11 protein-coding genes are annotated in these 12113 nt (G+C 71.6%); 9 read left to right on the forward strand and 2 right to left on the reverse strand.

Annotated elements, in window-relative coordinates; all coding sequences use genetic code 11:
• Positions 1-51 precede the first annotated feature (51 nt).
• The gene (locus B9O00_RS31675; RefSeq protein WP_085127400.1) at positions 52-387 is read right to left on the reverse strand and encodes a hypothetical protein; all 336 of its coding nucleotides are present in this window, start codon (positions 385-387) and stop codon (positions 52-54) included.
• A gap of 89 nt (positions 388-476) precedes the next feature.
• Between B9O00_RS31675 and B9O00_RS31680 the strand changes: the two genes are divergently transcribed.
• The 3 genes from B9O00_RS31680 (at position 477) to B9O00_RS31690 (ending at position 3270) form a co-directional block, all read left to right on the forward strand.
• The gene (locus tag B9O00_RS31680; RefSeq protein WP_085127402.1) at positions 477-1883 is read left to right on the forward strand and encodes an aminotransferase-like domain-containing protein; all 1407 of its coding nucleotides are present in this window, start codon (positions 477-479) and stop codon (positions 1881-1883) included.
• Between the two features lie 47 nt (positions 1884-1930).
• A complete protein-coding gene (locus B9O00_RS31685) occupies positions 1931-2266 on the forward strand; it encodes a DHCW motif cupin fold protein (protein WP_085127404.1) in 336 nt (111 codons plus the stop codon).
• A 110-nt stretch (positions 2267-2376) separates the two neighbouring features.
• Positions 2377-3270, forward strand: a complete 894-nt coding sequence (locus B9O00_RS31690; RefSeq protein ID WP_085127406.1) for a DMT family transporter — start codon at positions 2377-2379, stop codon at positions 3268-3270.
• 42 nt (positions 3271-3312) lie between these two features.
• Here B9O00_RS31690 and B9O00_RS31695 read toward each other — a convergent pair whose 3' ends face one another.
• The gene (locus tag B9O00_RS31695) at positions 3313-5112 is read right to left on the reverse strand and encodes an NAD(P)/FAD-dependent oxidoreductase (RefSeq protein WP_085127408.1); all 1800 of its coding nucleotides are present in this window, start codon (positions 5110-5112) and stop codon (positions 3313-3315) included.
• A 422-nt stretch (positions 5113-5534) separates the two neighbouring features.
• Here B9O00_RS31695 and B9O00_RS31700 point away from each other — a divergent pair, with 422 nt between their 5' ends.
• The 6 genes from B9O00_RS31700 to kdpA all read left to right on the forward strand — a co-directional run bounded on the left by B9O00_RS31700 (position 5535) and on the right by kdpA (position 11946).
• A complete protein-coding gene (locus B9O00_RS31700; protein WP_143596439.1) occupies positions 5535-6470 on the forward strand; it encodes a cytochrome ubiquinol oxidase subunit II family protein in 936 nt (311 codons plus the stop codon).
• Positions 6467-8578: a cbb3-type cytochrome c oxidase subunit I gene (locus B9O00_RS31705; protein WP_085127412.1), complete on the forward strand. Its 2112-nt coding sequence runs from the start codon at positions 6467-6469 to the stop codon at positions 8576-8578. The genes B9O00_RS31700 and B9O00_RS31705 overlap by 4 nt, the downstream gene beginning before the upstream one ends.
• Entirely contained in the window at positions 8575-9195 is a 621-nt protein-coding gene (locus B9O00_RS31710; protein WP_085127414.1) for a cytochrome c oxidase subunit 3, read from the forward strand. The genes B9O00_RS31705 and B9O00_RS31710 overlap by 4 nt, the downstream gene beginning before the upstream one ends.
• Positions 9192-9545, forward strand: a complete 354-nt coding sequence (cyoD, locus tag B9O00_RS31715) for a cytochrome o ubiquinol oxidase subunit IV (RefSeq protein WP_085127416.1) — start codon at positions 9192-9194, stop codon at positions 9543-9545. The genes B9O00_RS31710 and cyoD overlap by 4 nt, the downstream gene beginning before the upstream one ends.
• A 593-nt stretch (positions 9546-10138) precedes the next feature.
• The gene (kdpF, locus tag B9O00_RS32895; RefSeq protein WP_143596440.1) at positions 10139-10228 is read left to right on the forward strand and encodes a K(+)-transporting ATPase subunit F; all 90 of its coding nucleotides are present in this window, start codon (positions 10139-10141) and stop codon (positions 10226-10228) included.
• A gap of 8 nt (positions 10229-10236) precedes the next feature.
• Positions 10237-11946, forward strand: a complete 1710-nt coding sequence (gene kdpA / locus B9O00_RS31725) for a potassium-transporting ATPase subunit KdpA (RefSeq protein WP_085127420.1) — start codon at positions 10237-10239, stop codon at positions 11944-11946.
• The last annotated feature ends 167 nt before the right edge of the window (positions 11947-12113 follow it).

The following is a 12113-nucleotide window of genomic DNA, read 5'->3' on the forward strand; positions in this document are numbered from 1 at the left end:
AACCGCCCTCAAACCCGCAGTATGCCTTGGCCTCCGCCGCGCTCGCCCGCCTCAAGGCCGCTCGGGCCAGGTCTCAAAGCGATCACCTCCCCACACCCGCTCGGCGGTGACGACGTAGAGGTAGGTCGAGAGCCCGAACATCGCGCCGGTCGCCACGGCGACGAAACCGGTTCTGCCGTTCCAGGCCCTGCGCAGGGGCAGCGCGACGCGGCCGCGCTCCGCCAGGAACAGGGGCAGGGCGGCGAGCAGCTGCCAGAAGGTCAGCCAGATCGCGAAGCTCAGGCCGTCGGAGCCGGCTGGGCGGGCGTTCGAGAGGATCGGCATCGCGCCCAGGAGCCCGAGGCAGAGGAAGGCGAGCGAGATGCCGCTGCGGGGGGACCTGACCACCGGGTTCCTCGTCGTTTCCGGGAGAAGATCGATGCAATATTGCATCGATGTATTGACGACGGCGGCCTGTCAATGAAAGCATTGCCTTCATGACAATCTGGTGCCCCGACCTCGCGGCGCGCGCCGGCCCGGCCTATCTCGCCATCGCCGAGGCGATCGCCGCCGACGTGGCGTCCGGCCGGCTGGCTGTGGGCGAGCGCCTGCCGCCGCAGCGCGTGCTGGCTTGGCGGCTCGGGCTCTCGCTCAACACCGTGACCCGTGGCTACGCGGAGGCCGTCCGGCGCGGTTTCCTGGAAGGGGCGGTCGGGCGCGGCACCTATGTCCGCGAGGCCCATCCGGCGCCCGGGGGCGGGACGGGCGGCCTCACCGCGGCGAGCCTGGCGCGCCCGCTCGACGGCCCGGTCGACTTCGCACGGAACCTGCCGTTCCGGGGGACCGCCGAGGCCGAGCTGGCGCGGACGCTGGGCGCGCTGTCCCGTGCGCCGGATCTGGGCGCCTTCCTGGATCACCGGCCGGAGGCCGCCCTGGACCGCCAGGCCGGGACGGCCGCGGCCTGGATCGGGACGCTGGGCCTGGAGCGCGCCGGACGCTGCCTGGTCGCGACCAACGGGGCGCAGCAGGGGCTGCTCGTCGCGTTGCTGGCCCTGACCCGCCCGGGCGACGCGATCCTGGCCGAGGCCCTGACCTACGCGCCGCTGCTGTCGATCGCCCGGCACCTCGGGCTGACGGTCTTTCCGGTGGCCCTGGACGAGGAGGGGATCCGCCCGGACGCCCTGGAGGCGCTCTGCCGCACGACCGCCGCGCGGCTGCTCTGCTGCATGCCGACCCTGCAGACGCCGACCGCCGCGACCATGGGCTCGGCGCGGCGCCGGGACATCGCCGCCCTGGCCGAGACGCACGGCCTGCAGATCGTCGAGGACGACGTCTTCGGCTTCCTGCCGCGTGACCGCCCGGCGCCCCTGGCGGCCCACGCCCCGGACCGCACCGTCTTCGTGACCGGCGTTTCCAAGAGCCTCGCGCCCGGCCTGCGGGTCGGCTACCTCTCCGCGCCGGCCGGGCTGGAGGGACCGCTGCGCGCCGCCGTCGCCCTGTCGTCCTGGCTGCCGCCGCCGCTGATGGCCGAGATCGCCGCACGATGGATCGAGGACGGCACGGCGGCCCGCCTCAACGAGGAGCAGCGGGCCGAGGCGGAGCAGCGGCAGCGCCTGGCCCGGACGATCCTGGCCGGCTGGCCCCTGCGGGCCGATCCCTCCGGCTTCCATCTCTGGCTGTCGCTGCCCGAGGGCTGGCGCGCCGATGCCTTCGAGGCCGCGGCGCGGCGGGACGGCGTGGCGCTGCGCAGCGGCAGCGCCTTCGCGGTCGACCCGCGGGCCCGGCCGGCGGCCGTGCGCCTCTGCCTCAGCCACGAGGTCGGCCGCGAGCGCGTGGCGGCGGGCCTGGAGCGCGTCGCGCGGCTGCTGGAGCAGGGGCACGACGAGACTGCCTTCGTCGTATGATGCGCTTCCCGCCGTGTCGCGGCGGGGGCAGGTCGGGAGGGGCGGTCATGACGCTGGACGGCTTTGCGGAAGCGGCGATCGACTGGGCGGCGACGCCGGCCACGGAGGTGCCGGGCGAGAGCGGCGCGGCGCGGGTCAGGGCGCGGCAGCTCGGCGCGGCCCAGCTGCGGCTGGTCGACTACGGTCCCGGCTACTGCGCCGACCACTGGTGCGCGAAGGGGCACCTGATCTACGTCGTCGCCGGGTCGCTGGTGATCGAGCATGAGCAGAGTGCGGCGGCGCACGAGCTGGAGGCCGGCATGAGCTGGGCGGCGCCCGACGGCGCGACCCCGGCGCACCGCGTGCGCAGCGAGGCCGGCGCCACGGTGTTCATCGTCGACTGAGCAGGCTCCGCGAGTCACCGCCTTGTGATTCCTCTCCCGGGGCCGGTCCGGCTAGGTGAAGCCGGCCCCGGGTCCCCTGGGCCTGGTCGACTGTCGGAGGGATCGGGAGCATGGCTGGAGGCAGCGAAAGCGTCGACCTGCGCGCCGTGTCGTTCACGAGCGTCGCGATGCTGGCCTTCGCGGCCAATTCGCTGCTCTGCCGGCTCGCCCTCGGCCGGGGCCTGACCGATCCGGCCAGCTTCGCGACGGTGCGCGTCGCCGCGGGCGTCGTCGCGCTGGGCCTGATCGTGCAGCTGCGGGGACAGCCGCGAAGGCACCGCGGCGCCGGCTGGCGGGCGGCGGCCATGCTGTTCACCTACATGGCCTGCTTCTCCTTCGCCTACCTGTCGCTGGCGGCGGGAACGGGCGCGCTGATCCTGTTCGGCGCCGTCCAGCTGACCATGTTCGTCTTCGCGCTGCGCGCCGGCGAGCGCTTCGCCGCCCTGTCCTGGGCGGGGCTCGCGCTTGCGGCACTCGGGCTGGTCTATCTCGTCCTGCCGGGCGTCAGCGCGCCGGACCCGCTCGGCGCCGCCCTGATGGCCGTCGCCGGCGTCGCCTGGGGCGTCTATTCCCTGCTCGGCAAGGCGGCGGAAGACCCGCTGGCGGCGACGGCCAGGAACTTCCTCTACGCGCTTCCGCTCGTGCTCGCCGTGAGCCTGCTGCACTGGCGCGAGCTCGAGCTGTCGCCGGCCGGGCTGGCCCTGGCCGCGCTGTCCGGAGCGGTCACCTCCGGCTGCGGCTACGTCGTCTGGTATGCCGCGCTGCCGCGCCTGACGGCGGGCCGGGCCGCCGTCGTCCAGCTGTCGGTTCCGGTGATCGCGGCCTTCGGCGGCGTCGCCCTGCTGTCCGAGGCGGTGACGGGGCGCCTGCTGCTGGCCTCCGCCGCGACCCTGGGCGGCGTCGCGATCGTGCTGGCGCAGCGGGCCGCCCGTCCGGCACCGCGCGAAGCGGCGGAAGCCGGCTAGAACAGGCCGGCGGGCGGGCCCGGGGCGCGCCCGCCGGAGCGTTCAGCTCTTGTGGTAGACCTGCTGCAGTCCGTAGACCGGGGTCGGGATGCCGACCTGCCGGGCCTTGAGCTGCAGGGCGAGATAGAGCGAGTAGTGGCGCGACTGGTGCAGGTTGCCGCCGTGGAACCACAGCGCCTGCTGCTGCGTCGGCTTCCACATGTTGCGCTGCTCGCCCTCCCAGGGGCCCGGGTCCTTCGGCGTGTCCGAGCCGAGGCCCCAGCACTTGCCGACCCTGTCGGCGACCTCCTGGCTGATCAGGTCGGCGGCCCAGCCGTTCATCGAGCCGTAGCCGGTGGCGTAGACGATCAGGTCGGCCGGCAGCTCCGTGCCGTCCTCGAGCCTGACGCCGGTCTCGGTGATCTCGCTGACCTGGCCGGCCTTCAGCTTGATCTCGCCGTCGATGACCAGCTGGCTGGCGCCGACGTCGATGTAGTAGCCGGAGCCGCGGCGCAGGTACTTCATGAACAGGCCCGAGCCGTCGGCACCCCAGTCGAGCCGGAAGCCGGCCTTCTCCAGGCCCGCGTAGAAGGCGGCGTCGCGCTCGCGCATCTGCTCGTACAGCGGGATCTGGAACTCGTGCATGATCCGGTAGGGGATCGAGGCGAAGATCATGTCCGCCTTGTTGGTGGTCATGCCGCCCTGCACCGCGGCTTCCGAGTAGAGCGCGCTGAGGCCGATGTCCATCAGCGTCTCCGAGCGCACGACGTGGGTCGTCGAGCGCTGCACCATGGTGACGTCGGCGTCGTTCTCCCAGAGCGCGGCGCAGATGTCGTGGGCCGAGTTGTTCGAGCCGATCACCACGGCCTTCTTGCCGCGCCAGGCGTCGGGCCCGGGATGCCTCGAGGAGTGGTGCTGCTCGCCGCGGAACTTCTCCATGCCGGGGAAGGTCGGCAGGTTGGGCTTGCCGGACATGCCGGTGGCCAGCACCAGCTGCTTCGGCTTCAGCACGATCTCCTTGCCGTCACGCTCGACGACCAGGGTCCACTCGCCGGCCGCGGGGTCGTATGTCGCCGACTTCGCCAGGGTCGAGCCCCAGTAGTCGAGCTCCATGACCCGCGTGTACATCTCCAGCCAGTCGCCGATCTTGTCCTTGGGCGAGAACACCGGCCAGTTCGGCGGGAACGGCAGGTAGGGCAGGTGGTCGTACCAGACCGGGTCGTGCAGGCAGAGCGACTTGTAGCGGTTGCGCCAGGAGTCGCCGGGCCGCGGGTTCTTCTCGACGATGATCGTCGGCACGCCGAGCTGGCGCAGCCGTGCGCCGAGCGCGATGCCGCCCTGGCCGCCGCCGACGATCACGGCGTAGGGCTGGGTCTGGTAGCCGAGGGTGCGGCTCTCCTCGTCGCGCTCCTCCTTCCAGGTCTTGCGGTGCTTGCCGTGACCGTGCTTGGCGCCGAGCGGCCGGTCGAAGCCGAGCGGCTCCTCGTGGCCCTTGAGCTCGGTCATCGAGGTCAGCAGGGTCCAGATCCGCCCGTCCTTCAGGCGCATCAGGCCATAGCCGCGGGCGACCTCGGTGTCGAAGGCCAGCCAGGCGGTGATCACGCCGCCGTCCTCGCTGGCCTCCTCGCCGTCGGCGAGGCGCCAGTCCGATGGCTTCACCCGGGCGAGCTGGGCGCCGAGCATGTCGCGGATCGCGTCCTTGCCCTCCAGGGTCCGGATGTTCCAGGTGAAGCTGACCAGGTCGCGCCAGTAGCAGTCGTCCTGGAACAGCTCGGTGGCCGCTTCGACGTCGCCCGCGCTGAGCGCTTCGTCGAGCGAGGACAGGACGGCTTGCGCCCGAACGCTCGGTGAGGTGTCCAACATCCGCTTCTCTCCCTCGTGTGATTCTTGTCGGGGCCGGGGGTCTCCGCCCCCGCTGCCGCGCGTGAAATTAGACCCGCCCGGCCTGGCTCCGTCCATCGTCGATTGCGCGCACCAGCCCTCGCCCGGGCGTCAGCCCGCCGGCCAATCGCCGGGCCCGCCCTTCAGGCCGCTGCAGGCCGGCGGCGACCTCGGCTGCCGACGGCCGTCGCCGGCCCATCCTGTCGCACCGGGCGAACGTTTTCGCGGAGGGCGCGTTGGCCCGGTATCGCACGGCCGGTGCGGCGCGGCCGGAGTCAGGCGGGTGGAGCCGCGTGGCGGGAACCGGCGAGGGCAGTCGGCAGTGGAGTGGAGATGGGCGGACTGACGCAGAGCGACGGCGCGACCGGCGGCGAGCCCCTTGCCCGGCCGGGCGGCGCGACGGCATGAGGCCGGCGCGGCGGCTTCGTCGCGTCGGGGCGGCGCTTGCCTCGGCGGTCGTCCTGCTGGCCGCGCCAGCGGCCCGGGCTGGAGAGGCGCTGTCCTTCCTCGATCCCCAGGGCCCCGTGGCGGCGGCCCAGCGCGACCACTTCTACTGGGTGATCGGCCTGGTGATGATCGTCGTGCTGCCGGTCGTCCTGGCGACGCCGATCCTGGCCTGGCGCTACCGCTATGGCGCCCGCAAGGCGGCCTACCGGCCGAAATGGCACTTCTCCTGGTCCCTGGAGATCGCCATCTGGGGCATCCCGGTCGCCGTCGTGGCGGCGCTGGTCTGGCTGCTCTGGGTCGGCACCCATGCGCTCGACCCCTACAAGGCCGTCGAGACCGGGCAGCCGCCGCTGCGCGTGCAGGTCGTCGGCTACGACTGGAAGTGGCTGTTCATCTATCCGGACCAGGGCATCGCCAGCGTCGGCGAGCTGGCCTTTCCGGTCGACCGTCCGCTGGCGCTCCGGCTGACCTCGGCGACGGTCATGCAGTCCTTCTTCGTGCCCGCGCTCGGCAGCCAGATCTACGCCATGAACGGCATGGTGACCCGGCTGCATCTCGCGGCCGACCGGCCGGGTCGCTTCCTCGGCGAGAACACCCAGTACAACGGCAGGGGCTTCCACGAGCAGCGCTTCGTCGCCCGCGCGCTGCCGCCGGCCGACTTCGCCGCCTGGGTCGCGCGCCTGCGCGCGCAGGGCGCGGCGCTGGGCCCCGCGGTGGCCGCGGCGCTCGCCGAGCGCGGCTCGGCCCGGGACCTGGCGCGGGCGCTGGGCCTGGCGGGCGAGGGGGCGCCGGTCGTCGGCTTCCGTGCGGTGCCGCCGCGGCTGTTCGAGCAGATCGTCGAGCGGGCGCACGCGGTCCCGGCGGCCGGGGGCGCCCGGGAGGCGGCGCGATGAGCGGGGGCGCGACCTGGGACCCGCTGCTCGGCCGGCTCGGCCTCGACGCCCTGCCGTTCTGGAGCATGATCGAGCATCCGACCCGGCCGGAGATCGTCAACGGCTCGATCGCGACCGCCGCCGCGTCGGTCGTCGTGCTCGGCGCGCTCGCCGTCGTCGTGCTGGTCACCCGCAAGGGCTGGTGGCGGGCGCTCTGGTCCGACTGGCTGACCAGCGTCGACCACAAGAAGATCGGCATCATGTACGTGGTGCTGGCCTTCGTGATGCTCGCCAGGGGCGTCGTCGAGGCGGTGCTGATGCGCGCGCAGCAGGCCTTCGGGCTCGGCGGCGGCTTCCTGTCGCCGGAGCATTTCGGCCAGCTGTTCAGCACCCACGGCACGATCATGATCTTCTTCGTGGCGATGCCCTTCCTGAGCGGGCTGATCAACTTCGTCATGCCGCTGCAGATCGGCGCGCGCGACGTGTCCTTCCCCGTGCTGAACTCGATCAGCCTCGGCCTGACCGCCGCCGGCGCCGGCCTGGTCATGGTCTCGCTGGTCGTCGGCAGGTTCTCGACCGGCGGCTGGAGCGGCTATCCGCCCTTCACCGAGCTCGCCTACAGCCCCGGGGTCGGCCCCGACTACTGGATCTGGTCGGTGACGCTGTCGTCGCTCGGCTCGACGCTGACCGGCGTCAACTTCGCCGTGACGATCTACAAGCAGCGCGCGCCCGGCATGCATCTCTTCCGCATGCCGCTGTTCTGCTGGACCGCGCTCTGCACCTCGATCCTGATGATCTTCGCGATGCCGCCGCTGACCGTCGCGACCCTGCTGCTGGCGCTCGACCGCTACGCCGGCTTCCACTTCTTCACGACGACGCTCGGCGGCGACATGATGAACTATGCCAACCTGTTCTGGCTGTTCGGCCACCCGGAGGTCTACATCCTGATCCTGCCCGCCTTCGGGGTGTTCTCCGAGGTCTTCTCGACCTTCTCCGGCAAGCGGCTCTACGGCTACAGCTCGCTGGTCGCCGCGACCATGGTCATCGCGGTCTTGTCCTTCACCGTCTGGCTGCACCACTTCTTCACCATGGGCCAGGACGCCGACATCAACGCGGCGTTCGGCATCGCGACCATGACCATCGGCATCCCGACCGGGGTCAAGGTCTACGACTGGCTGCTGACCCTGTTCCGCGGCCGGGTGCGGCTGACGACGCCGATGATCTACGCGCTCGGCTTCACCGTGCTGTTCGTCGTCGGCGGCCTGTCCGGCATCCTGCTGGCCAACCCGACGATCGACTTCCAGGTCCACAACACCCTGTTCCTGGTCGCCCACTTCCACAACATGCTGGTTCCCGGCCTGCTGTTCGGCATGCTGGCCGGCTACAGCTTCTGGTTCCCCAAGGCCTTCGGCTTCCGGCTCGACGAGCGCTGGGGGCGGATCTCGGCGCTCGCCTGGATCGTCGGCTTCATGCTCGCCTTCTTCCCGCTCTACGCCCTGGGGCTGCTCGGCATGCCACGCCGCATGGTCGCCTTCTTCCAGCCGGCCTACCTGCCCTGGACGATCGCGGCCGGGCTCGGCGGGCTGGTGATCCTCTTCGCGCTCTTCAGCCTGGTCGTCCAGCTCCGGGTCAGCGTGGGCGCGCGCGAGGCGAACCGCGTGCCGGTCGGCGATCCCTGGGACGGGCGCAGCCTGGAGTGGGCGACGGCCGCGCCGCCGCCCGAGTACAACTTCCCGGTCCTGCCGGAGGTCGGCAGCCGCGACCCCTTCATGACCGCCAAGGAGGCCGGCGCGGCCTATCAGGAGCCCGAGGCCTACGAGGACATCGAGATGCCGGCCAACAGCGCCCTCGGCGCGCTGCTCTGCCTCTGCGGCGGCGCCGCCGGCTTCGGCCTCGTCTGGTATCTCTTCTGGCTCGTCGTGCCGGCGCTCGCCGTCGCGCTCGGCGCCCTGATCGCGCGCAGCTTCCTGCGCCGGACGACCCGCACCATCGCCGCCGGCGAGGTCCGACGGACGCACCGGCATTGGCTGGCCGAGGTCTCGCGCACCGCCGCCGTCACGCGCGCCGGGGAGTGCGACGTCCGCAACCGCGGCCGCGCCGTGCCGGCCGCCCTGGAGGCCGCGGAATGAGCCTGCAGCGCAGACATCCCGGCCTCAATCTCGGCGCCGCCCACCAGGAAGCCGACGACGCCTCGGAGGTGCTGGTCTTCGGCTTCTGGGTCTTCATGATGAGCGACCTCATCGTCTTCGGCCTGCTGTTCGCGACCTACGCCACGATGCTCGGCGCGACGGCCGGCGGGCCGGGGCCCCGGGACCTCTTCGACCTGAGGAGCGCCTTCGTCGAGACGATGCTGCTGCTGGCCAGCAGCTTCACCTTCGGCATGGCGTCGCTGGCGCTCAAGTACCGGCGCGACCGCGGCCGGCTGCTGTTCTGGCTCGGCCTCACCCTGGCCCTGGGGGCCGGCTTCCTCGGCTTCGAGGTCCACGACTTCCTGGCGATGATCGCGAAGGGCGGGGCGCCGAGCCGCAGCGGCTACCTCTCGGCCTTCTTCGCCCTGGTCCCGCTGCACGGGCTGCACGTCACCGCGGCCAGCCTCTGGCTGGTCGTGCTGACGGTGCAGAGCCTGGTCTTCGGCCTCGACACCAGGGTCAAGACCGGCCTGCTGCGGCTCGGCATCCTCTGGCACTTCCTCGACCTCATCTGGATCGGGATCTTCTCCTTCGTCTATCTCGCGGGGCTGGCATGAGCGGCGGCCGCCAGGAACTCACCCCGGAGGCGGCCCGGGAGCGGGTGCAGGAGCTGCGCGCCTGCGTCTGGGGCCTGGGCCTCGCGCTGCTGCTGACCCTCGTGCCCTTCGCCCTGGTCGCCCTGGGCGGCCTGCCGCGGCAGCCGACGCTCTGGACGATCGGGCTGCTCGCCCTGGTCCAGATCGTCGTGCATTTCCGCTTCTTCCTGCACATCGACCTGTCGCGCCAGAAGCGCGAGGACCTGCAGCTGATCCTCTTCTCGCTCCTGATCCTGCTGATCATGGTCGGCGGCACCCTTTGGATCATCTTCGACCTCTACGTCCGGATGATGCCCGCCATGCTGCCGTGACCGCGGTCGCGGCGGGCCGCCCCGGGAGGCTCGGCGTCGGCTTCGAGGCGAAGGCCTGGCCCGCATTTCTCAAACTGGAAGGGGTCGTCACGTGCGTTATCGTCCGACAGGCCAGGAGAGGTGCGCAGCGCGATGCGGCGCATCGGGCAAGCGCCTCGACGCAGCCTGTCGGACGATAACGCGCGCCCCCAGTGGCGTCCTGCGGGTCGCGCCAGTCGGGCCCGCCCGCGGCGTCGAAGCCCTCGACCGTAGCGCCGCTACGCTCTTCGGGCTTCTCCTGGCGGATCGAGCCCGACTGGCGCGATGACGCCCCCTTCCAGTTTGAGAAATGCGGGCTAGTTCCACGGCCTGCCGAGGCGGCTGCTCGACCGATCGCGGGGCCTCGGGAGGGGCCGGAGCGTCTTTACGCCCCGTTTATGCAATGCCCGGCGAATGCGCATGGCGCCTTAACGCCGGCCAGGCGCATCTCGGTGTCGTCACCTCGCGGGAGCGGCATCGATGACAGACCTTCTCTACCTCATCCTCGCGGTCGGGTTCTTCGCCGCGGCGGTGCTCGGCGTGCGCGCCAGCGAACGGATCTGAAGGCGCCGGCCGTGACCTTGGATCTCGTTCTCGGCCTCGCCGTCGCGCTGCTGCTGCTCGGCTACCTGGCCGTCGCCCTGGTCCGCCCCGACCGCTTCTGAGGCGCCCGATGGCTTCCGACATCCTCCAGTTCCTGCTCTACGGCGCGCTGCTGACGCTGCTCGCCTGGCCGCTCGGCCTCTATATGGCGCGACTCTTCTCCGGCGAGCGCGTCCTGCTGACGCCGCTGCTGGCGCCGGCGGAGCGCGCGCTCTACCGCGCCTGCGGGGTCGCGGCGGACGGGCCGGGGCAGCACTGGACGCGCTATGCGCGCTCGGTGCTCGCCTTCAACCTGGCCGGCTGGCTGATCCTCTATGCGATCCTGCGGCTGCAGCACCTGCTGCCCTGGAACCCGCAGGGCCTGCCGCCGATGTCACCGGACCTCGCCTTCAACACCGCGGTCAGCTTCGTCACCAACACCAACTGGCAGGCCTACGGCGGCGAGACGACGCTGTCCTACTTCAGCCAGATGGTCGGCCTGACGGTGCAGAACTTCCTCTCGGCCGGTACCGGCATCGCGGTCGGTGCGGCGGTGATCCGCGGCTTCTTCGCCCGCGAGAGCCGTGGGCTCGGCAACTTCTGGGTCGACCTCACCCGCAGCGTGCTCTACCTGCTGCTGCCGCTCTCGATCGTCGGCGCCCTGCTGCTGGTCTGGCAGGGCGTGCCGCAGAACCTGCTGCACTACGTCGAGGCGACGACCCTGGAAGGCGGCAACCAACTCATCGCCCAGGGCCCCGCGGCCTCGCAGATCGCGATCAAGCAGCTCGGCACCAACGGCGGCGGCTTCTTCAACGCCAATTCGGCGGTCCCCTACGAGAATCCGACGCCGCTCAGCAACCTCCTGGAAATGCTGGCGATCCTGCTGATCCCCGCCGCCTTCTGCTTCATGTTCGGGCGGATGGTGAAGGACATGCGCCAGGGCGTCGCGATCTTCGCGGCCATGGCCATCCTGTTCGTCGCCGCGCTGGCCTTGACCTACGGCGCCGAGCTGCAGGGCAACGCTCTCTTCGCCCACCTGCCGATCGACCAGGCGGCCGGCAACCTGGAGGGCAAGGAGGTCCGCTTCGGCGTCGGCAACTCGGCGCTCTGGGCGACCGCGACGACGGCCGCCTCGAACGGCTCGGTCAACGCCATGCACGACAGCTTCACGCCGCTCGGCATGCTGGCGCCGCTGCTCCTGATCCAGACCGGCGAGGTCGTGTTCGGCGGCGTCGGTTCCGGCTTCTACGGCATGCTCGCCTTCGTGCTGCTCGCCGTGTTCCTGGCCGGGCTGATGGTCGGGCGCACGCCGGAATACCTCGGCAAGAAGATCGAGGCGCGCGAGGTCACGCTGGCGATCCTGGCCTTCCTGGTCATGCCGCTCGGCGTGCTGGTCTTCGGCGCGCTCGCCGCCGTGCTGCCGGCCGGCGCCGGCTCGATCCTGAACCACGGGCCGCACGGCCTCTCCGAGATCCTCTACGCCTACTCCTCGGCGACCGGCAACAACGGCTCGGCCTTCGCCGGCTTCAACGCGAACGTGCCATTCCACAACGTCCTGCAGGGCATCGCCATGCTGCTCGGCCGCTACGGCTTCATCGTGCCGATGCTGGCCGTCGCCGGCTCGCTGGCCGGCAAGAAGACCGTGCCGGCCTCGGCCGGCACCTTCCCGACCCACGGGCCGCTGTTCGTCGGCCTGCTGGTCGCGACCATCCTGATCCTGGGCGGCCTGACCTTCTTCCCGGCGCTCGCGCTCGGCCCCGTCGCCGAGCAGGCCGCCCTGCTCGCCGGCCAGACCTTCTGAGGATCGCAGCCTTGCGCAAGAAGCCTGACATCTCGCTCTTCGACCTGCGGGTCACCGGGCCGGCCTTCCGGACCGCACTCGGCAAGCTCGATCCAAGGTCGCTCTACCGCAACCCGGTGATGTTCGTGACCGAGGTGGTCGCGGCGTTGTCGACCCTGATCTTCTTC

The organism is Tistlia consotensis USBA 355 (assembly GCF_900177295.1).
GTDB classification, from domain to species: Bacteria; Pseudomonadota; Alphaproteobacteria; order Kiloniellales; family DSM-21159; genus Tistlia; species Tistlia consotensis.

What these genes read in the sequence shown, in the direction of transcription:
- B9O00_RS31695 (WP_085127408.1), bottom strand. Translation starts at nt 5,112, where the DNA reads ATGTTGGACACCTCACCGAGCGTTCGGGCGCAAGCCGTCCTGTCCTCG.
- B9O00_RS31710 (WP_085127414.1), top strand. Translation starts at nt 8,575, where the DNA reads ATGAGCCTGCAGCGCAGACATCCCGGCCTCAATCTCGGCGCCGCCCAC.
- B9O00_RS31705 (WP_085127412.1), top strand. Translation starts at nt 6,467, where the DNA reads ATGAGCGGGGGCGCGACCTGGGACCCGCTGCTCGGCCGGCTCGGCCTC.
- B9O00_RS31685 (WP_085127404.1), top strand. Translation starts at nt 1,931, where the DNA reads ATGACGCTGGACGGCTTTGCGGAAGCGGCGATCGACTGGGCGGCGACG.
- cyoD (WP_085127416.1), top strand. Translation starts at nt 9,192, where the DNA reads ATGAGCGGCGGCCGCCAGGAACTCACCCCGGAGGCGGCCCGGGAGCGG.
- B9O00_RS31690 (WP_085127406.1), top strand. Translation starts at nt 2,377, where the DNA reads ATGGCTGGAGGCAGCGAAAGCGTCGACCTGCGCGCCGTGTCGTTCACG.
- kdpA (WP_085127420.1), top strand. Translation starts at nt 10,237, where the DNA reads ATGGCTTCCGACATCCTCCAGTTCCTGCTCTACGGCGCGCTGCTGACG.
- B9O00_RS31700 (WP_143596439.1), top strand. Translation starts at nt 5,535, where the DNA reads ATGAGGCCGGCGCGGCGGCTTCGTCGCGTCGGGGCGGCGCTTGCCTCG.
- B9O00_RS31680 (WP_085127402.1), top strand. Translation starts at nt 477, where the DNA reads ATGACAATCTGGTGCCCCGACCTCGCGGCGCGCGCCGGCCCGGCCTAT.